Genomic DNA, 21,473 nt, shown 5'->3' on the forward strand with positions numbered 1-21,473 from the left:
CGTAGAGGAATTTCAAAGGAAGGAGCGCTGCTGCAGCGCCGTTCAAATACTATGACAGCGCCGCCGTCTGCTCCGCCAGCACACATCGCGCCGCCCGGCCCGGCCCGACCGCCACATTGGCAGGCAATTGCGCCAGGCAACGGGGCTGCGCCACGGCGCAGCGCGGGGCGAAGGAGCAGTTGTGGGGTTTCTCGGTCAGCGAAGGCGGCGTGCCGGGAATGGTTTCGAGGCGGGCGCCACGCTTGGCGCCGTGAATAGTCGAGGCGAGCAGGCCCTTGGCATAGGGATGCACCGGGCTGCGGACGATGTCGCGAAGCGTGCCCTGCTCCACGATCTGGCCGGCATACATCACCGCGACACGGTCGCAGATCTCGATGGCGACGCCGATGTCGTGGGTGACGAAGATGACGGACATGCCGAACTCGCGCTGCAGCTCGCGCAGCAAGAGCAGGATCTGGATCTGCACGGTGGCATCGAGCGCGGTGGTCGGCTCATCCGCGAGCAGGATTTTTGGCCGGCACGCCAGCGCCAGCGCGATCATGGCGCGCTGACGCATGCCGCCGGACATCTCGTGCGGATAGGCGTCGAGCCGGCGTTTTGCGGAGGGAATGCGCACGACTTCGAGCATTTCGAGTGCGCGTGCCCTGCCCTCCGCGTAGCTTTTGCCCTCGTGGCGCACGACGCTTTCGGCGATCTGCGCCCCGATGGTGTAGACCGGATCCAGCGCCAATGCCGGCTCCTGGAAGATCATCGACACGGTCTGGCCGCGGAAGGACGACAGCTCCTCGTCGTTCATGGCGAGCACGTCGCGGCCCATGACGTTGACGGTGCCGGAAATCTGCGTGCGCTTCTTCGGCAACAGCCGCATCAGCGCACGCAGGGTCACGCTCTTTCCCGAACCGGACTCGCCGAGCAGGCCCAACACCTCACTGTTGCCCAGCGAGAGACTGAGATCGTTCACGGCGTAGACCGTGCGCTCCCCGGTGAAGCGGATGTTGAGGCCTGAGATGTCGACGAGGTTGGTCATGACGGCAGTTTCGGCAATCGATCGTGATAATCGGTGACGCGCTGGAAGGCCGCGCCGATGGTGAGCAGGGTCGCTTCGTCGAAGGAGCGGCCGATCAGCTGCATGCCGACCGGCAGGCCGCTTTTCGTGAAGCCCGAGGGCACGGTGAGCGACGGCAGGCCGAGGAAGTTCACCGGGCGGGTGAACAGCGTCAGCCGCTGCACCATGGCCGGTGCGTTCGGCCCGCCCCCGACATCGCTCTCCTCGATCGTCGGCGCCGGCACCGGCGAGGCCGGCGCGATCACGGCATCGACGTCCGAGGTCGCCGCGTTGTGCGCGGCCAGCGCCGGGCCGCGCCAGCGCATCGCTTCCAGATATGTGATGGCTGGAACGGCGAGACCGTTCTGCAGTCGCATCAGGACTTGCGGGCCATAGTCCTGCGGACGCTCGATCATCCAGCGCTTGTGGAAGGCGGCAGCTTCGGCGGCGAGCACGAGCTGGCTCGCCGAGGACAATTGCCGCTGGTCCGGCAGCTCGACCGTGACGATGTCCGCGCCCTCACGCTTGAGCACGGCGATGGTCTCGTCCAGCACGCGCGCGACCTCGCTGTCGAGATCGTCGACATAGAACGAGGCGGGTACGCCGATCTTGAGGCCTTTCAGCGAGCCCTTGGTCGCGCCGACATAGTCCGACAGCGGCTCGTGGCTGCAGGTCGAGTCCGCAGGGTCCGCCCCAGCCATCAGCGCCAGCAGCAGCGCGCAATCCTCGGCGGTGCGGGCAAGCGGGCCGACGGTGTCGAGCGACTGCGACAACGGCATCGCGCCGGCCCGGCTGACGCGACCGACGGTGGTCTTCAACCCCGTGACGCCGCAGAAATGCGCGGGCATCCGGATGGAGCCGCCGGTGTCCGAGCCCAGCGCCGCATAGGTCAGCCGCGCCGCGACCGCCGAGCCGGAGCCCGACGACGAGCCGCCGGTGATGTGCGCGACGTTCCAGGGATTGCGCACCGGGCCGTAATGGGCGTTGTGCCCGGTCGGGCCGTAGGCGAATTCGGCCAGATGCAGCGTGCCGAGCCTGATCTGGCCGGCGTCCTTCAACCGCTGCAACGCCGTGGAGGTCACGGTCGGCACGAAATCACGACGGATCAGCGAGCCGCAGGTCGCGACGTGGCCGGCATCGTAATACATGTCCTTGTGCGCGAGCGGCACGCCGTGCAGCGGACCACGGACATTGCCCTTGGCCAGCTCGGCATCAGCGACCTCGGCCGCCTTCAGTGCAGCCTCCGCCTCGATCGACATGAAGGCGTTGAGATGCGGCTGCCACTGCGCGATGCGGTGCAGCAGCGCGCGCGTCACCTCATGCGAGGACACCTGCTTCATCGCGATCGCGCGCGCGACCTCGGTGAGCGTCATCAATGCAGGCTCAGTGCTCATTTCGACACCTTCTGCGTCTGCGCGATCGGATAGAGCGCGGGCTCGAGGTCGAACGGCAGCGTGCCGGCGATGGCCGCGAAGCCTTCGAAGGCAGGTCCGATGGAATTGGAGATGCGCGTCGCGATCTCGTCGTCCACGGGGACGCCGGCAACCAGCGCAATCGGCTTGATCTCTTTCGGTGTCGGTCTCGTCATGCGGTCTTCTCCCTGGGCGCGCGGCTATGGCCAGAACCCGGAATCGCCATGTAGCATGCGGCCTCGTGGCCCATATTATCCAGCGCGGTGAGCTTTGGTGTCGCATTTGCGCAGAGCGGCTCCGCAAACGGGCAACGGGTGTGGAAGCGGCAGCCCGGGGGCGGATCAATCGGGTTGGGCGGATCGCCGGTGATTGGCGGTTGCTCGGTGCGCCTGTCGGGGTCCGACGACGGCATCGCCGCCAGGAGTGCGCGCGTGTAGGGATGCGCAGGGTTGTCCCAGACCTGGTCGACCGGGCCGAGCTCGACGACCTCGCCGAGATACATCACCAGCACGCGGTCCGAAATGTAGCGGACGACGTTGAGGTCGTGGCTGATGAAGAGATAGGTCAGCCCGAACTCGCGCTTGAGATCGGCGAGCAGGTTGAGCACCTGCGCCTCGACGGATTTGTCGAGCGCGGAGACCGCTTCGTCCAAAATCACAAGTCGCGGCGACAGCGCCAGCGCGCGCGCGATGTTGACGCGCTGGCGCTGGCCGCCGGAGATCTCGTGCGGATAGCGGTTGGCGAAGTTCTCCGGGCGCAAGCCCACCTTGCCGAGCAGCTCGCGCGCCAATGCGCGTGCCGCGCCATCGCCCATGCCGTGCACCTTCGGGCCAAAGGCGATCGATTCCTCGATCGTCAGGCGCGGATTGAGCGAAGCATAGGAGTCCTGGAACACCATCTGCATGCCGCGGCGCAATTCGCGCAAGCTCAGCGACTGGCCGACGGTCATGCCGTCATAGATGATGTCGCCGGTGTCGCGCGGCATCAGATGCATCAGCAGGCGCGCGGTGGTGGACTTGCCGCAGCCGGACTCGCCGACGATGCCGACGGTCTCGCCCTTGGCGACGGCGAAGGAGACGTTGTCGACGGCGCGCACGGTGCGCTTCGCGGCAAACAATCCACCGCGAACGGGAAAGTGCTTTGTCAGTCCGTTGACCTGAAGCAACGGCTGCGCGACGCCGCCGCGGTCTTCGACCGGCTCGAGCATTTCGACGGATGTGTTGCTCTCGCTCATGGCTAGTTCCTGATGTCCATGGCGCTCCGCAGGCCGTCCGAGAGCAGGTTGAAGCAGATCGAGACGGCGAAGATCATCGCGCCCGGCAATGCGGCGACCCAGGGATTGACGTAGATCGCGGTACGCAAGGTGTTGAGCATCAGCCCCCATTCCGGCTCCGGCGGCTTGGTGCCGAGGCCGAGGAAGGAAAGACCGGCGGCCAGGATCATCGAGACCGAAATCAGGCTCGTCGCATAGACGAAGATCGCGCCGAGCACATTGCCGAGGATGTGCACGCGCATGATGGTGAAGGGCCCGGCGCCGGAGGCGCGCGCGGCCTCGACGAAGTCCATGTTGCGCACGCCGGTGGTGACGCTTTCGGCGACGCGGGTGATCTGCGGCACGAACACGACCGTTAACGACACGATGGAATTGAGGATGCCGGCGCCCAGCGCGCCGGAGATCGCGATCGCCAGCAGCACGGAGGGAAAGGCGTAGAACACGTCGATCGTACGCATGATCGCAGTGTTGAGCTTGCCGCCGACATAGCCGGCGACGAGGCCCAGCGAGGTGCCGATGCAGAACGCGAGGATCACGGGCAGGATGCCGATGACCAGCGACAGCCGCCCGCCGTAGATCAGCCGTGCCAGCATGTCGCGGCCGAGCTCGTCGGTGCCGAGCGGATAGCCAGCGGTGCCGATGTGGCGCAGGCGGCGGATCATGGAGCCCTTGTAGGGATCTTCCAGACCCAGCCACGGTGCGAGGATCGCGGACAGGAAGATCAGCAGCAGCACCAGCGCGCAGGCCATGCTGACCTTGTCGCGCCGGATGCGGCGGCCGACGGTCGCCCAATAGCCGCGCGCCTTGGTCGCGGGTGCGGCCTGCAGCGCGGCATCGGCGGTGGCGGCGGACAACGGAAGCTCGCTCATCGCCGCAATTTCCATCGTCGTCCCGGCGAAAGCCGGGACCCATAGCCACGAAATGTAATTTGGCGAAGACTCGTAGTGGCCGTCTCGTCCCACAACCGCTTACCGGGGTTATGGGTCCCGGCCTTCGCCGGGACGACACTGAGTGTGTGGCACCTCATCCCACTAGCCCCGCTTGATGCGCGGATCGATCGCGGCTTGCGCGATGTCGACCATGAGATTGAGGAAGACGAAGAACAGCGCCAGGATCAGGATCGTGCCCTGCAGCAGCGGCAAATCACGCTGGAAGATCGCCGAGTTGAGCAGGAAGCCCGAGCCCGGCCAGGAGAACACGGTCTCGATCAGGATCGAGCCGCCGAGCATATAACCGAGTTGAAGCCCCATCACCGCGAGCGCGGTGGGCGCGGCGTTCTTGATGACGTGGCGGAACACGCCGCGCTCATGCAGCCCCTTGGCGCGCAGGGCCTCGACAAAATCCTGGCTCAGGATGTCGCCGGTCAGCGCGCGCACCGTGCGGGTGACGATACCCATGGGAATCACCGATGTCGTGATCGCGGGCAGCACGAGGTATTGCAGGTGCGCCCAGTCCCAGGCCCAGGTGGCGGAGCCGCCGGGCCCGGCGCCGACCGCGGGCAGCCAGTTCAGCTGCACCGAGAAGATGATGACGAGCACCATGCCGAGCCAGTAATGCGGCACGGATACGCCGGCGATGGCAAAGGAGGTCGCGAGCTTGTCGATCCAGGTCTCGCGGAAATAGCCGGCGATCAGGCCGAGCAGGATGCCCATGGTGAAGCCGATGATCGCGGCGGCAATCGCCAGCGTGACGGTGTTGCTGACCGCGCGCATGACCTCGGCGAGCACGGGGCGCCCCGTCGCAATGGAATTGCCGAGATCGCCGTGCAGCGCGCGCATCAGCCACAAGCCGAACTGCACCGGCAGCGGGCGGTCAAAACCATAGGCGGTACGCAGCTGCGCGGCGAGCTCCTGCGAGGCATCGGCCGGCAGCACCGCGACCAGCGGATCGCCCGGCGTGATGTGCACGAGCAGGAAACACACCAGCGCGACGCTGATGACGATCGGGACGACGTAGACGATGCGTCTGGCGATATAGGCGAGCACTGGTCTTCTTTCTTCCTTCTCCCCTTGTGGGAGAAGGTGGCGCGAAGCGCCGGATGAGGGGTATCTATCCGCGGATACAGCATTATCGAATGAGCGAGAGGGTCACTCGCGGAGAGAGACCCCTCACCCGGCTTCGCTGTCGCGAAGCCACCCTCTCCCACAAGGGGAGAGGGTGCACTGTTCGTGTGGCGCGAACTACTTCATCGACACCAGCGAGAAGTCGATGAACCAGCTCTTCGGCTGCACCACGCCGGTCACCTTCGGGCTCATCGCGCGGGGGCCGACGTCGTGGGCGACGTAGAGGAATGCGGCATCGTCGACCGAGGCCGCGTGCAGCTCGGCGAGCGCGGCGTCGCGCGCGGCGGGATCGAAGGTCTGGCGAGCCTTCTTCACCAGCTCGTCGAACTTGGGATTGTTGATGAAACCCCAATTGTTCGAGACCGGCGGCGCCATGCCCGATTGCAGGAAGCGCACCAGGGCGAAGAACGGATCCATCGCCGCGTAGGTCACGTTGGTCGCGTGCGAACCGTTCGCCGACGGATCCTTGGCGCCCCGGCGCCAGTTCGTGAACAGCGTATTCCATTCGATGACGTCGAGCTGCACATCGAAGTAGCATTCGGCAAGGGCCTGCTGGAGATACTCGTTCATCGGCAAGGGCTGCATCTGGCCCGAACCCGAGGCGGAGGTCTGGGTCTTGACCGTCAGCTTCTTGTTGGGGCCGAAGCCCGCCTCCTGCATCAGCTTCTGCGCAGCCGCCTTGTCATACTTGATCTCGAAGCTCGGCTTGCCGCGCCAGGGATGACCGGGCTCGAAGGTGCCGGTGGCCGGCACCATCAGGCCGGCGAGCAGGCCGTCCTTGAGACCTTCGCGATCGACGCAGAGGTTGGCGGCCTTGCGCACGCGGATGTCGTTCCAGGGCGAGCCCTCGACGCGGGAGAACTGCCAGGGCCAGACATGCGGCTGCTCGTTGGCGTAGAGCTTGAAGCCGCGCTGCTTGAGCTCGGGCAGTGCGTCCGGCGCCGGCGCCTCGACCCAATCGACCTGCCCGGAGAGCAGCGCCGCGGTGCGGGCGTTGGCTTCCGGCATCGGCAACAGCACCATCTTGTCGACCTTGGGCACGCGCGCCTTGTCCCAATAGCTCGCGTTCTTGACGAGCTCGAGCCGCTCGCGCGGCGTGAAGCTCGCCATCTTCCACGGGCCGGTGCCTGCAGCGTCCTTGGCAAACGCCGTCCATGCCGCCTGCGACTTGGCCTTGGCGTCGGCGCCTTCGGCCTTGTCATAGAAATGCTGCCACTTCGCCGGGCTCGCCATGAACAAATTGGTGAGGTTGATCGGCAGGAAGCTGTCGGGCTCCTTGGTGGTGAGCTCGACCGTCATGTCGTCGATCTTCTTGGCGGAGGCCAGCGTCGGCATGCGCGAGGCCGTGACGCCGACCTGGCTGGCGTCGAACTGCGGCGCGTCCTGCTTCAACACCTTCTCGACGTTCCACACCACGGCATCCGCGTTGAACGGGGAGCCATCGTGGAAGGTCACGCCAGGGCGCAGCTTGAAAACCCACTTGGTCTTGTCGGCATCGTCGACCTTCCACTCGGTGGCAAGGCCGGGAATCACCACGCTCGCCTTCTCGGCGGAGGACAGGTCCCAGCCGGTCAGCGCGTCGTACATGGTGAGGCCGGTGAAGCGGTTGCCTTCAAAACCCTGATCGGGCTGGCCAAGCGTGCGCGGAATATCGGCAGCGGTCATGCCGATGCGCAGCACGGTTTCGGCACTGGCCTCACGCGGCCATGCAGCCACCGTCGTTAGAGCGAGCACCGCGATCCATGCCGCGCGCGTGTTCTTCTTAGTAAGCATCGCCTCAATCCTTTTCCGGCTTCGATGACTATTTTTGATGCAATCGTATGCAATGGCTATGCCAAAGAGAAACTTATTCTGCGATTTGGCCCTGCGACGACAAGTCCTTGTAGGTCGTAGGCGGGTGCACGCGCCGCGCTGCCTATTCTGGCATCAAGATTGCAAGTTCGGTCCCGAAATCCCCTGGGAGCTCTGGGCCATGCGTGTTCGTCTATCGATTTGTCTCGCCGTGCTTGCACTGGCGTTATCCGCAATCTCGGCGCGCGCCGAAACGGTGGTGCGCTACGGCATCTCGATGGCGGACATTCCGCTCACCACGGGTCAGCCCGATCGCGGCGCCGGCGCCTATCAGTTCACGGCCTACACGATCTACGATCCCTTGGTGGCCTGGGAGATGGACGTCGCCGACCGGCCCGGCAAGCTGGTGCCGGGGCTTGCGACCGAGTGGAAGGTCGATGATGCCGACAAGACCAAATGGCGCTTCACGCTGCGCAAGGGCGTGAGGTTTCACGACGGCAGCGAGTTCAACGCCGACGCCGTGATCTGGAATCTGGACAAGGTGCTCAACGACAAGGCGCCGCAATTCGACAAGCGCCAGAGCGCGCAGGTGAAGACCCGCCTCCCCTCCGTTGCGAGCTACGCCAAGATCGACGATTTCACCGTGGAGATCACCACCAAGACGGTCGATTCCTTCTTTCCCTATCAGATGCTGTGGTTCCTGGTGTCGAGCCCCGCGCAGTACGACAAGCTCGGCAAGGATTGGGACAAGTTCGCCAGCCAGCCCTCCGGCACCGGCCCGTTCAAGCTGACGAAGCTGGTACCGCGCGAGCTTGCAGAACTCAGCAAGAACCCGGACTACTGGAACAAGAAGCGCATTCCCAAGGCCGACAAGATCGTGCTGGTCCCGATGCCGGAAGCGCTGACCCGCACCAATGCGCTGCTGGCGGGGCAAGTCGATCTGATCGAGACGCCGGCGCCGGATGCCGTGCCGCAGCTGAAAGCCGCCGGCATGAAGCTCGTCGACAACATCACACCGCATGTCTGGAATTATCATCTCAGCGTGCTGCCAGGCTCCCCCTGGACCGACATCCGACTGCGCAAGGCGCTGAACCTTGCGATCGACCGCGACGCCGTGGTCGGGCTGATGAATGGCCTCGCCAAGCCCGCGAAGGGCCAGGTCGACCCGTCCAGCCCGTGGTTCGGCAAGCCAGGCTTCGAGCTGAAATATGATCTGGCTGCGGCGAAGAAGCTGGTCGAGGAGGCCGGCTACTCCAAGGCGAAACCACTGAAGGCAACCTTCATCATCGCACAGGGCGGCACCGGCCAGATGCTGTCGCTGCCGATGAACGAATTCCTGCAGCAGAGTTTTAAGGAGATCGGCATCGACATCGACTTCAAAGTGGTCGAGCTCGAGACATTATATACGCATTGGCGCAAGGGCGCGGCCGACGAGATCAACGCCGGCATCACCGCCAACAACATCGCCTATGTCACCTCGGACCCGCTCTACGCGATCGTCCGCTTCTTCCATTCGGGCCAGATCGCGCCTGTGGGGGTCAACTGGGGCGGCTACAAGAACCCGAAGGTGGATGCTCTGATCGACGAGGCCAAGCAGACATTCGATAGCGCCAAACAGGACGAGTTGCTGGCCCAGGCGCACGCGCTGATCGTGGACGACGCCACGCTGGTCTGGGTCGTGCACGATACCAACCCGCACGCGCTGGCGCCGAAGATCAAGCAGTTCGTGCAGGCGCAGCATTGGTTTCAGGATCTGACGACGATCGGGATGGAGTGAGCGGCAAACACAGGTGTCGTAGGGTGGGAAAAGCGAAGCGTGCCCACCACCTCGGCATTGCGGAGCAGGATCGTGGGCACGGCGCTAACGCGCCTTTGCCCACCCTACGAGAGTTGATGGACGTCGCTGGCGTTTGAGCCAAGCTGCCGTATCAACCACCACTGTCGTCCCGGGCAAGCGCCAGCGCAGACCCGGGATCCATAACCACAGGGAGTCGTTTGACGAAGACTCGTGGTTGCCAATCTCGCGCGGCAACCACTCCCTGGGGTTATGGGTCCCCGCGTTCGCGGGGACGACAGCGAATTTGAGGCGCTGGCAACGCAAACAACGCCTCCCCACTACTTCGTCAGCAGCGCATACGCCCCGCTCCAACCCTCCGGCGGCGGGTTGATCTGAAAATCCCTGATCCTCGCCTCGTAGAGCCTGAACAGCTTTTCCAGCGTGTCGGCATCCTCGCTGCGACGGCCGCGTTCGATCGCATCGAGTGCGCCCTGCCAGTCGCGGCCGCGGTAGCAGCCGAGCATTTCGATGGTGATGTTGCGCAGGCGCTGGAAGGCGCCTGAGTGCATCACGTCCTCGCGCCCGGCGATAGCGTAGATCACCTCCGGCTCGGTCTTGCCCTTGACCATGATGAAGTCGAGCTCGAGGATCGCGAACTTGTCCTTGGCGGCAAGCGCGGTTCTGGATCCGACGATGATCGGGAAGCCGTATTCCTTCGACTGGCCTTCCAGGCGTGAAGCCAGGTTCACGCTGTCGCCGAGCACCGAATAATTCTTCTTCAGGTCCGATCCCATATTGCCGACCACGCCGATGCCGGTGTTGAGGCCGATGCCGACATTGAGCGGAATGTAGACATGGCCGCCGTCGGCGGATTCCTGCTCGCGCTCCTTGTTGACCGCGTCGATCTGCTCCAGCATCTGGATCGCGGCCTCGCAGGCGTTGACCTCGTGCTCGGCATCGTCGAGCGGCGCGTTCCAGAACGCCATGATGGCGTCGCCCATGTACTTGTCGATGTAGCCCTTCCGCTCGATGATCACGTCGGTGAGCGGCGTCAGGAAGCGGTTCATCAGCGCAATCAGGCCTTGCGGGTCCTGCTTGTAGCTTTCCGAGATCGTGGTGAAGCCGCGCACGTCCGAGAACATGATCGTCATCTCGCGCTCTTCGCCGCCGAGCACGAGCTTTTCCGGCGACTGCGCCAGCTGCTCGACCAGAACCGGCGACATGTATTGCGCGAACTGCCCGCGGATCTGCACGCGCTGGCGCTGCTCGCGCACGAAGCTCGCGAAGATCAGCGTCAGATAGACCGCAGTGGTCGAGAGCAGCGGATAGGTGAAATCGATGAGGTAGCGGTACTGCGCGTAGAAGAACCAGGACACGCCGACCAGGATGGCGGCGAAGGTCGCACCCGCGAGCACGAGGCGCACAGGGCCGAGATTCGGCGTGAAGATGATCACGAGCAGGCCGATGACGAGCGCGGCCAGCAATTCGACGCCGAGCGCATAATTCGGCTGCGAGATCACCGCGCCGCTCAGCACGCTCTCCAGCACCTGGGCGTGGATCTCGACCCCCGGCATGGCCCGTGACACCGGCGTCGTCTTGATGTCGTTCAATCCGCCCGCGGAGGTGCCGACCAGCACCAGCTTGCCGGCGAACCTGGAGGGCGGCAGGCTGTTGTCGAGCACGTCGACCGCGGACACGTAGATCGAAGGATCCCGGCGGGCATAGTGCACCCAGAGCTGACCGTTCTTGTCGGTCGGAACTTCCAGGCCCTTGAGGCGGATCGACCTGATACCGGCCTTGTCCGTGCGGACCAGCAGGGTCGGCGTTCCCGTGACGACACGCAGGATCTCGAGGCTGAGCGAGGGCATGATGTTGCCCTGGGCGCGCATGATCATCGGCACGCGGCGGATCAATCCGTCACGCTCGGTCCGGATCGAGAACAGGCCGCGACCGGCCGCGATCTTCTCGATGATCGGCACGTTGCGGAGCAGGCCGGGGAATTCGAACAGGAAGCGCTCGGCGCCCTCCTCCCCGAGCGTGGCCACGCCCGTGAACGGAAGCGATTTATCGAGCTCGGACAGGACCTCTGGAAGCCCGGTCTCACCCAGCACCACCCGCGAGCGCTTGATCGCGTCGGCGAGGACCTGGTCGTTGCTCGGCAGCTCGCGCAGCTTGGCGCGGGTGGCGTCGTCCAGATAGCGCATCTGGCTCGCGACCAGCTCCGGGTTGAGCCGGTCGGGCTCCGAGAACACCACGTCGAAGCCGATCGCCACCGCGCCGCTATCGGTGAGGTTCTGGATCAGGTCGGCGATGCGCGTGCGCGGCCACGGCCATTGTCCGAGCCTGGCGAGGCTCTTGTCGTCGATGTCGACGATGACGACCGGCCGCGATGTCTTGTGGCGCGGGTCGATCAGCTGGAACATGTCGAAGGTGCGCAGCCGCAATTCCTGGATCGGCAGCGGATCCCACAGGCGCGCGCCGGCGAACATGACCAGCAGCGCAAGGCACATCAGCCGCGCAAAGCCCAGCTTCCGTGCAAACCACCGCCGCAGGATCTTGAGACGTTTCATGCTGGTGGAATATCATGCATTGACGATCAATGGCAGCGCCGATCGCAGATGCCGACGATCGACGCGCCCAAGCGTCAGGAATGAACGATGAAGTCGCTGGCGTGGAGATTGCCGACGACTGTGTTCTTCAGGAGAATCTTGTCGTTGCTGTCGAGCGTCAGCAAGGTATCGACGCCCTGCTGCGCCGCGTGCTGCGAAACCTGCGTCCAAGACGTGATGCTGGTGAACTGCCGCAGGTCGATCTTGTCGAGGCCGGTCTCGAAGTCATTCACGGTGTGCTGAACCGCGGTCTGCGACGACGTCGGCGCGAACACGAACTGGTCCTTGGCGCCGCCGCCGATCAGCGTATCGTTCGACTCGGTCGCGAAGATGACGTCCTTGCCGTCGGCGCCTGCCAGAATGATATCCTGGCTGCTCGCTCCCGCGACGAAGATGAAGTTGACCGTGTCGGAGTGGCCGGCCGAATCGGCGACGGTCAGGGTGACCCGGTCGGTCACGGGCGGCTGCGGGTAGTCATCGGCGCTGGCGCCTGTCGGATCGTAGACGACGCCAGTACCGCCGCTCGCGAGGCCCGCGTTGATTGCGTCGAGTGAACCCGTCATCGGAGCGAAATAGACGCTGCTGACGTCCGGATGCGCAGTCGACAGCGTGACGGTGAACGTATCCGCAGCTACGCCTGCATCGGTATCGACGACGACGAGATCAGTGATGATGTCGTTGCTGTTCTCGATGATGTGCTCGACCTGGAAGCTCCCGGTGCCGATGACCGGGCCGCCGGCCTCGTTCGCGCCCGTCACGTCGATCGTGAGCGTGGCCGTGCCGGTTGCACCGTGCACATCCGTGGTCTGGACCGTGAAGATATCCGCGTAGGAGCCGTCGGTCAGCGCGTTGATCGCGGCGGCGTTCGGAACGTAGCTGTAGCTGCCATCGGGATTGACCGTCAGCGTCCCGTAGAGTCCGCCAGCTGTCGTGGCCGCGTGGTGATCCGCATTGATGACGGCATAGGTCAGCGTCGCCGTCTCGCCGGTGTCGACATCGTTGCCCGCCAACGTCCCGGTCAGATCGCAGAAAGTGTCGGCAGCAGCCGTGTCCGAGAGCGGACCGATGTGGAGATCTGCGAGCGTCGGCGCGTCGTTGCTGCCGGCGATGTTGACGGTGACGACTGCACCGGTGCCCGCGCCGACACCATCGGCCGGAACGATCGTGTATTGCAGCGACAGCGTTTGGCCGGCGCCGAGGAAATCGAACGCCTGTCCGTGCGAATTGAAGTTCCAGGTGAACTGCGTATGAGTCGCGGTACCGTCGAGGATGTAGCCCGAGGGGACAGTGAGATCCGCCAGGAGGTCGGCATTCGACAGCCCGCCGACGCTGTCCGTTTGCAGCACGCCGTCGAGATAGGCCTGCACGTGGCTGACCGACACCGTGACGTGATCGGTCGCATCGACGTCGGAAACCGTCAGCACGCCGTGAGTGTCCAGCCCCTCATTGGTTTCCTTGAGGTCGGCAAGGTCGATGTCGAGGCTTTGGGCGGGGTTGACCGAATTGGCGACCGTGTTGCCGCTGCCGCCGCCGAGCTGATAGTACGCGGCCAGATCGGTCTCGTGGCCGGTGAGCGCGGTGAAATCGATCGACTGGATCTGAACCTGCGTCAGCGCGTCGGTCCAGACGCTTACGTCGGCGATTGAGCCGAAGAAGCCTTCCGAGCCAAAGCCCGCCGCACCCGGCTCGCTCGCGCCGCCGATCATCATGTAAGAGTGCGACGGATTGGACGGGCTGCCGTCGATCGGGTTGACCGACCATGCCTGCGAATATTCGAGATGGCCGTCGAGATAGAGCGAGAAGGTGCCGTTCTCGCGGGTCAGCGCGATGTTGTGCCACTGTGACGCGGCGATTGCCACGCCGGTATCGGCGATCTGGACGCCGCCCGCGAGGATCTGCAGCTCCATCGTGCCGTTGGCATTGACCGTGCCGAGCAGGCCAAAGCCCGTCGTCGAGGTGTTGCCGTTGTAGAACAGGATCTGGCCGTGACCAGCCTCGGCGCCGCCGTTCCAGTTCACCCGGCCGTCCAGCGTCACGTCATCAGTGGCGACCGTCGGCGCGGCGCCGACCGCGATGGTGTGGCCGTCGAAGCCCATGTCGTCCGACGTGGCGTAGGAGACGGTCGGCGCATCGTTGGTGCCGGTGATCGTGACGGTGACGTCCTGGCTGATCTTGCCGCCGTGCTGGTCGTCGAACGTCACGGTGTAGACCTGGGTGATGGTCTGCCCTTCCGCGAGCGACTGCAGCACGGGATCGTTGTTGTCGAGCGTGAAGTGCCAGCCCAACGTCGCACCGTTGTTACCGTCAGTGCTGGATTCGGACACCGCATCGATCGTGAAGGTGCCGATATGCGAGCCGGTCCCGAAGCCCGGCAGGTTCGAGCTGACCGACGAAGATTTGAACGACCACGCCGCCGTGTGGGTGTCGGTCAGGTCCAAATCCTGGATCGCCAGCGTGCCGTCGGCCGTGAGCGAGGCGCACTCATCCTCGGTCACCGCGCCCGTCGCTGCGGCGGCATCGTTCGTGATCGTCGGTGCATCATTGACGCCCGTGATCGTGACGGTGACGTCCTCGCTGACGGTACCGCCATGATGATCGTCGAACGTAACGGTATAGACCTGCGTGATGGTCTGGCCCTGCGCCAGCGACTGCAGCATTGCATTGCTGTTGTCGAGGCTGAAGTGCCAACCCAGCGTCGCGCCATTGCTCGTGTCGGAGTTGTACTCGAGCACCGACTGATCGATCGTGAACGTACCGATGTGCGTGCTGTCGGCATCGAAGCCCGGCAGAGCCGAGCTGATGGACGACGACTTGAACACCGCCTGCGCCGCATGGGTGTCGATCAGGTCGAGATCCTGGATGGCCAGCGTACCGCCGATCGACAGCGTCAGGTCCGCGTCCTCGACGACATGACCTGTCGCCGCCGCGGCACCGCTGGTGACTGTCGGCGCGTCGTTCTTGCCCGTGATGACGACCGTGACGTCCCGGGTGACCGTCCCACCGTGATGGTCGTCGATCCTGACAGTATAGACCTGCGTGATGGTCTGCCCTTCGGCCAGCGACTGGAGCACCGGGTCGTTGTCGTCGAGCGTGAAGGTCCAGCCCACTGACCCGCGGGAGCTGGCGCCCGGGCTTTCAACCACCGGGGCAAGCGCGAACGTGCCGATATGCGAGGTGCCGTCGCTGAAGCCCGGCAGATGCGTGGTCGAAATCGTCGACTTCAGCGAAAAGCTCGCGGTGTGCGTGTCCGTGAGATCAGGATCGTTGAATGTGATGGTGCCGTTGGCGGCGAGCGTGGCCGCCGTATCCTCGGTCACCGCACCGGTCGGCGTGGTCAGATCTTCGACGATCGTCGGCACGTCGTTGGTGCCCTCGACATTGACGTCCGCACCGTTGATCGACACCGTGATCGGGGTGCTGACGACGCCGCCGTGTCCGTCGTCGACCTGCACCACATAGTTGAGGGTCAGTTTCTCGCCTTTGGCGAGGAAATCGAAAAGATGGTCGGGAACGCTGTAGGTCCAGGTGGCCGAGCCGTTGTTGCCGTTCCCCGCGCCCTGTACCACGGTCAGCGGCACCTCGACGGCGGCAATCGCCGCGAGTTGCTGCGGCGTCAGCGTCGACGTGATATCGTTGCCTTCGGCATCGAGATATTTGAACGGCTGCGTGGACGAGAGCGCGGCATTCACGATCGGCCGGTCTGTCAGGTCGACGTCGGTGAAGGTGACGGTGCCTGTGATGGTATCCAGAGTCTCGTTGCCGGTCCCGACCTTCTCGATGACGGTTCCACCCGACGTCGCGACGGTGGGCTTGTCGTTCGTGCCCGTGACCGTAATGGTGATCGGGATGAGCTTCGACTCTGGGCTGACTGAGAAATTGGTGTCGACGCGGACCATGTAGGTCAGCGCCAGCGTTTCGCCGGCGGCGAGGAAGTCGAAGACTTTGTCCGGGATCGTGTAAGTCCAGACCGCCGAGCCGTTGTTTTCGTTGGCAGCGTCGGGGGCGACGTTGATCTGGATCTGCGTCGCCGCGATGTCCTGCTTCTGGAGCGCCGAGAGCGAGCCGGTGACGTCGTGCTGGCCGGCGTCCTTGTAGACGTAGTTCGGCGCTTCGGCGAGGCTGATGCTCACCGTCGGCCGGTCGCCGAGGTTTTGATCGACGAATCTGATCAGGCCGGAAATCGTATCGGAATGCGTGTCGCCGGTCGCGTCAGCACGCTCGGTCAGCGCGAACGCCGTCTTCACATTGCCGCCGGCGTCGAAGCTTTGCACAATCGGCTGGCCGGGGATACGCACGATGGGCGGCGTAGACGTGCCGGGCGCCTCCGATCCCTGCGAATTGAGATTGACGAATGTCGCGGTCGCGACGGCGCCGCCCCCCGACTTGAACACGACGTCCAGGCTCATCGGCGTGAGCGTGTCGGTGAAGTTCGTGGTCAGCTTGGTGTTGGTGTTGTTGTCGGTGAACTTCAGCGTGAACACGTCCGTGATCAGCTTCTGAACGTCCGGCGACATCAGCGCATTGGAGATCGAGACGTTGCCGCCGCTGATCTGGATCATCTGGCCGGCCTGGTTGACCGTCGCGATCGGCAGCAGCGTGACCTTGTCAAACAGGATGTAGGAGCCCGTCGTGCCGTTCGGCTCGACCAGCACCTGGAAGCTCGCCTGCGGCTGCGGATCGCCGCCACCGGCGGGAACGACGAAGTTGATCTGGGTCAGCACGGCGGTGCCGCGGATGCCCATGGTGGCGACCGGCGTGTCGATCTTCATGTCGCCGTGCTTGGCGGTCTCGCCGGCGACGAAGGTGATGGTGCCGGCGACCAGGCTGAGCAGTGAGGAATTGCTCGACCCGTTGGGGTCGTAGACCATCTCGTTCAGCACCATCCGCGCATTCGAGGACAGGCCGAACACGGTACCGTCGATGAAGGTGATGCCGAGCGTGGAATCCGCGCCGGTCGAGACCACGTCACCCTTCTCGACGTTGTCGCCGTTGTTCAGGATGACCGAGACGCCGTTGCGGATCGCGGTCGCGCTGCCCACGAGCTTGGTGACGTGGCCGATGACCTGGGCCGCAGCAGCGCCGCCGGGGGCGGCTTGAGCGACCTGGACATGGCCCGTGAGCGCGTTGACGATTTCGCCGGTGAGATGGGCGCCGTCGGGTGAGGCCAGCGCGGCACGCTTTTCGCCCCGGAAATAATCGTGAACGACGAATTCGTGACCCTCGTGGGACAACACGAGATCGAGACCCGTGCGCTTGAATTCGCCGTTGAAGATCAGGTTGGGGTCGGGAACAACGAACGCGCCCTCAGGCACGTGACCATGCGCCTTCGCCGTAAAGGAATCGACATGACTGCCCGCGGGCGAACGGGAACCCTGGCCGTCCAAGGAAATCGCGGCGTCAAATTGGCCAGCGTAGTTCAACCGGGCACCGTAAAAAGGGTTAAAATTTAAGTAAGTATCGACCGCCTAAGCTTGCATAGCATTAGCAAGTCCTTAGCGATACCATCTATTGCTTGTGTGATTTCGCATCACTTGGCCCCAAGAGGCCCCACGGCTTGGCGCCGCTACAGAGAAGCGAAAGTAATCTCTCAAATATTCGGAAGGCGAGTTCGGCCTGTTTCCACGCATTTCCAGTCATCCAAAGTAATCTGACGCATAGTAACGAAACAGATACTTGCGTCATCTTTCCTTCGCGAGGTTCCGCGGCATCCTGCGGCAAATACGGAGTTAAATCTGTGACCTAACTAACAGAACCCCATGAAATAGGGGGGCGTTAGCCATAGGACCCAGATTCGGCACCCCCACAACCTGTGTCTGCAATTGGCTCCATTTCGCGGCAGCCGGACACTCCTAGCCGGCGAATCGTAAAGTTTTACGCAATTTGGGCAGGTCCATTTCAGGCTGTTCCCCGGTTTTGGAACCCCAGCCGGGCGCGTTAAGCAGAACAAAACGGCCCGTCTCGCACTATCTCCGCGAAAGCAACAAAGCCCGGCACGTTCAGGTCGAGGGGGATCTGACGAAGCTCGGGAAGGGGATGTCAGATGGAGACCGCTGCTCGCTCGCGCGCCTGGCGCGCAATCCTTGTCCTGTGCGGATTGGTCCTGCTCGGATCAGCCGCCGAGCTTCGCGCCGGCACGCTGCTGTCGCCGGGCGCAGGCCTGCTCGTGCGCAAATCCGCCGAGCCGTTCGGCGTGTTCGCCTTCGCCATCTCCGCCGGCAGCCTGCAACAGAAATGGCTCGCGCTGAAAGACAAGCTCGACGGCGACATGGTGCAGCTCGCGTTATGCGACGGTGACCGGGACAATTGCGCTTCGCCGGCGGCCCTGAAGCTGCTCGCCATCGTCGACCAGGCCCGAGCCCGCGACGGCCGCGCGCGGCTCGGCGAGACCAACCGCGCCATCAACCTTGCCATCCGGGCCGCCAATGACGGCATCGACGACGTCTGGGGCTCGCCGCTAGCGACCTTCGCGCGCGGCGCCGGCGACTGCGAGGACTATGCCATCGCCAAGCTGGCCGCGCTGCGGTTGGCGGGCGTGGCGCCTGAGGACCTCCGCATCCTCGTGGTGCGCGACGTCAGGGCCGGCGAAGAGCACGCGGTTGTCGCCGCGCGCCTCGACGGCCGCTGGCTGATGCTCGACAACCGCCGCATGGCGATGGTCGAGGACGACGCTGCGCGGAGCTACCAGCCGCTGTTCGCGCTCCATCAGTCGGCCGTGATGAAATATGTCGACGAACCGATGCAGGTTTCGATGGTCGCCGCCGAGGCGCGCTGATGGAGCGCAGCGCAATCCGGGGCCGCTGTCGCTTGTCGTACGAGTCCCGGATTACGCTTCTCTCCATCCAGGCTACGAACCTCCGTTCACCAAAAACTCATTCCACCACGCGATCCGGGCGGCTAGCATGGCCACGGCTTTGCGGGGGCGACGGGAATGCGGTTCATCGTGCTGACTGTGATTGCGCTGCTGGCGCTCGCCTTACCCGCGTCAGCGCAGTCCGACCGCTCCATCGCCGATCGGCTGCCGCTGTTCGCCAGGAACAACTGCCAGCAGATTCGCGACCCCGGCAATCAATTGTTCTGCGGTGATGCCACGCTTGCCGCCGCCGCCGAGAAGCTGAACACCGCGATCGAGGCGCGGCTCGCCCGCCTGCCCGATCGCCTTCCCGCGATCGAGGAGAATGCGATCTGGATCCGCCAGCGCAATCTCGGCTGCGGCATCGTCGGCCAGACCGCGATCCGCACTGACGATTTCGAGCGGGTGAAGGCGTGCCTGCTCAAGGTGACCGAGGAGCGCGCCGCGATCCTGCGCGATCCGGATTTCGACTGCCTCGCAGCCAACACCGCGGCGGGCGCGGTGATTTGTGCGGACCCGTCGCTGGCCCTTGCCGAAACGGAGCTCAATGGCCAGGTGCTCGGCCTGATCGGCAAGCTGGACCCGACCGCAGCGCGCTTTGCCTTCGCCGAATATGGCAGGTGGACACGAGAGCGCGATCGCAAATGCAATCTGGTCGGCAAGGAGAACGTGCCGCTCCAGGAGCTCGAATCCGCAGAGGATTGCCTCGCCGATCATTTGAAGCACAAAGCCGACGACATCCGCGCGGCGAAGGGCGATCCCAAGAAGGTGTTCGGCCGGCAAGTCGCGGCCCGCATCCCCGACACCGACGCGGTCGACTTCTGCGCGGCGCGGATCCATGCGGCCAATTCGTGCGGCAGCTTCCTCCGCATCAACCGCGTCTACGCGCTCGACAGCCAAGTGACCGAGCAGGAGGCGCAGGTCACCGGCGAAATCGAGATGGCGGTGCTGGCGCCCTTCACCATGTGCAGCAAGGTCGCATCCAGCTGCACCGGCACCTGCTGGGACGCCAGGACGGGTCTTCCGCAGCCCAGCGCCGCCAACAAGGAGCGTTCGGCGGAAGCCTTCAACGTGACGCGTCGCCTGAGGATCCAGCGCACTTTTGCGTTCGTCAAAGCCGCCGACGGCTGGCGCTGCAGGGAGGACGAACTGGCGCCGGTGAATTCGGGGACGGCGAGCGGGGGATCGTAGGCACTTCTTCCTGCTCCCCTTGTGGGAGAAGGTGGCGCGCGCGAGCGCGACGGATGAGGGGTTCTTTCCACTCGCTAGACTATTCGTGAGGATAGAGACCCCTCACCCGGCTCGACGCGGCGAGCCACCTTCTCCCACAAGGGGAGAGGGTGCACTGAACTCGCCGCGAGAGAGTCCGCATCAAAACATCAGATTGTCCTTCACCAGGACCCAACGGCCGTTCTTCACCTGCTGCACCTGGGTGACCGTGGTGGCGAGATGGTTGGTCTTCGAGAACACGGTCGGCGGCGAATTGAAGATATCCTGGAACTTGTCGCCGGACTCCAGCGCGTCGAGCATCTTCTGGCCAGTGAGATCCTTGCCAGCCTTGTTGGCATAATGCGCAAACGTCATCACCGCATTGTAGCCGATGATCGCCTGAGTGTTGGCGTCGGCGTTGAACATCTTCTTGTAATTGACGAGCCAGTCCTTCACCTTTCCCTTCGCGGTGTCCTCGTAGGGAATTTCGAAGTTCGAAGCGGCATACAAGCCTTCCACCACTTCCTTGCCGAGCGCCGGCACTTCGAGCACGTTGACGGGCGTGGCACCGAGGAAGGTGACCTCCCAGCCGAGCTTCCTGGCCTCGGTCATGGTGCCGATAGGCTCACGAAGGACCGCGCCGAGCACGACGAGGTCGCAGCCGTCGGACTTCATCTTGGCGACCTGCGCCGAGAAGTCGGAGGCGCCGCGCTTGTAGCTCGTGATCGAGGCCGGCTGCACCTTCATGGCGGCGAGCTGCTGGTTAAAACCATCGAGCACATTTTTTCCGTACTCGTCATCCTGATGCATGATGCACGGCTTCTTGAAATTCTTTGCCTCAATCATGTATTTGAGCGCTGCGCGCGTGCTCTCGACATAGGGCAGGAGGTTGTTGAACTTCAGCCGCTCCTGCGGCTTGGCCGCATCGAACTTGAAGGTGAACTCGGCCGCCGTCAGCGGGAAGAGCTGAAGCACGCCGGCGTCGAGCAGGATATCCTGCGCAGCGAGCACGGTCGGCGATCCCATTGGTCCCACCATCGCGAAAATCTTGTCGCGCTCGATCAGCTTTTGCGAAGCCAGCACGGCTTTCTTCGGATCGTAGCCGCTATCCTCGACGACAAGCTTGATCTTGCGACCCTGGACACCGCCCGCCCCGTTGATCTCCTCGACCGCCATCTTCATGCCGTTGGAGACCGGCACGCCCCAGCCCTTGATCGGCCCCGACAGGTCCTGATGCGTGCCGATGACGATCTCGGATGCCGAGATGCCCTCATTGGTGACCTTGGTTTGAGCGGTGGCCGGCAGACAGGTCAGCGCAAGGGCGCTCACCGCGAGGCCCAGCGCCTTCAGCGATTTCGACATTGCAGTCTCCTCCTTCAGTGGCCCGTGTTGAGCGAAGGATCGGGCCTCTCAAGCCTTCGCCGTTTTCTCAAATCCATCTCTC

General features: G+C 64.2%; 13 protein-coding genes. 3 read left to right on the forward strand and 10 right to left on the reverse strand.

From position 1 onward, the window contains the following. Nucleotides 1-49: 49 nt before the first annotated feature. The 7 genes from XH81_RS16355 to XH81_RS16385 all read right to left on the reverse strand — a co-directional run bounded on the left by XH81_RS16355 (nt 50) and on the right by XH81_RS16385 (nt 7,566). The gene (locus XH81_RS16355; RefSeq protein ID WP_028140659.1) at nt 50-1,027 is read right to left on the reverse strand and encodes an ABC transporter ATP-binding protein; all 978 of its coding nucleotides are present in this window, start codon (nt 1,025-1,027) and stop codon (nt 50-52) included. Next, complete coding sequence (locus XH81_RS16360) at nt 1,024-2,439, reverse strand: Asp-tRNA(Asn)/Glu-tRNA(Gln) amidotransferase GatCAB subunit A (RefSeq protein WP_028140660.1); 1,416 nt, start codon at nt 2,437-2,439, stop codon at nt 1,024-1,026. The genes XH81_RS16355 and XH81_RS16360 overlap by 4 nt, the downstream gene beginning before the upstream one ends. Next, the gene (locus tag XH81_RS16365) at nt 2,436-2,633 is read right to left on the reverse strand and encodes a hypothetical protein (protein ID WP_028140661.1); all 198 of its coding nucleotides are present in this window, start codon (nt 2,631-2,633) and stop codon (nt 2,436-2,438) included. Before XH81_RS16365 ends, XH81_RS16360 begins: the two co-directional genes overlap by 4 nt. Further along, nucleotides 2,630-3,691: an ABC transporter ATP-binding protein gene (locus XH81_RS16370; RefSeq protein ID WP_028140662.1), complete on the reverse strand. Its 1,062-nt coding sequence runs from the start codon at nt 3,689-3,691 to the stop codon at nt 2,630-2,632. The genes XH81_RS16365 and XH81_RS16370 overlap by 4 nt, the downstream gene beginning before the upstream one ends. Before the next feature lie 2 nt (nt 3,692-3,693). After that, nucleotides 3,694-4,599, reverse strand: coding sequence for an ABC transporter permease (locus tag XH81_RS16375; protein ID WP_028140663.1), 906 nt, complete (start codon nt 4,597-4,599; stop codon nt 3,694-3,696). A 162-nt stretch (nt 4,600-4,761) separates the two neighbouring features. Continuing rightward, a complete protein-coding gene (locus tag XH81_RS16380; RefSeq protein ID WP_028140664.1) occupies nt 4,762-5,715 on the reverse strand; it encodes an ABC transporter permease in 954 nt (317 codons plus the stop codon). A 195-nt stretch (nt 5,716-5,910) separates the two neighbouring features. Next, entirely contained in the window at nt 5,911-7,566 is a 1,656-nt protein-coding gene (locus XH81_RS16385) for an ABC transporter substrate-binding protein (RefSeq protein ID WP_028140665.1), read from the reverse strand. Between the two features lie 199 nt (nt 7,567-7,765). Between XH81_RS16385 and XH81_RS16390 the strand changes: the two genes are divergently transcribed. Further along, on the forward strand, nt 7,766-9,361 hold the full coding sequence (locus XH81_RS16390) for an ABC transporter substrate-binding protein (protein ID WP_028140666.1): 1,596 nt from the start codon (nt 7,766-7,768) through the stop codon (nt 9,359-9,361). Between the two features lie 338 nt (nt 9,362-9,699). On the opposite strand, the gene XH81_RS16395 is transcribed toward XH81_RS16390, so the two are convergent. Together XH81_RS16395 and XH81_RS16400 are read right to left on the reverse strand one after the other, a co-directional pair. After that, nucleotides 9,700-11,931, reverse strand: coding sequence for a CHASE2 domain-containing protein (locus XH81_RS16395; protein ID WP_028140667.1), 2,232 nt, complete (start codon nt 11,929-11,931; stop codon nt 9,700-9,702). A gap of 74 nt (nt 11,932-12,005) precedes the next feature. Next, the gene (locus tag XH81_RS16400) at nt 12,006-17,390 is read right to left on the reverse strand and encodes a VCBS domain-containing protein (RefSeq protein ID WP_080670089.1); all 5,385 of its coding nucleotides are present in this window, start codon (nt 17,388-17,390) and stop codon (nt 12,006-12,008) included. 620 nt (nt 17,391-18,010) lie between these two features. Here XH81_RS16400 and XH81_RS16405 point away from each other — a divergent pair. Both XH81_RS16405 and XH81_RS16410 read left to right on the forward strand, forming a co-directional pair. Beyond that, nucleotides 18,011-18,742 carry a transglutaminase-like cysteine peptidase gene (locus tag XH81_RS16405; RefSeq protein ID WP_028140668.1) on the forward strand — a complete coding sequence of 244 codons (732 nt, stop codon included), beginning with the start codon at nt 18,011-18,013 and terminating at the stop codon, nt 18,740-18,742. A 156-nt stretch (nt 18,743-18,898) separates the two neighbouring features. After that, nucleotides 18,899-20,011 (forward strand): lysozyme inhibitor LprI family protein, encoded by a 1,113-nt coding sequence (locus XH81_RS16410; RefSeq protein ID WP_028140669.1) that lies wholly within the window; start codon nt 18,899-18,901, stop codon nt 20,009-20,011. A 180-nt stretch (nt 20,012-20,191) separates the two neighbouring features. Here the strand turns inward: XH81_RS16410 and XH81_RS16415 are convergent, their stop codons facing one another. Next, nucleotides 20,192-21,391, reverse strand: coding sequence for an ABC transporter substrate-binding protein (locus XH81_RS16415; protein ID WP_028140670.1), 1,200 nt, complete (start codon nt 21,389-21,391; stop codon nt 20,192-20,194). Nucleotides 21,392-21,473 lie beyond the last annotated feature (82 nt).

This window comes from Bradyrhizobium sp. CCBAU 25360 (assembly GCF_028128695.1).
Taxonomy (GTDB): domain Bacteria; phylum Pseudomonadota; class Alphaproteobacteria; order Rhizobiales; family Xanthobacteraceae; genus Bradyrhizobium; species Bradyrhizobium ottawaense.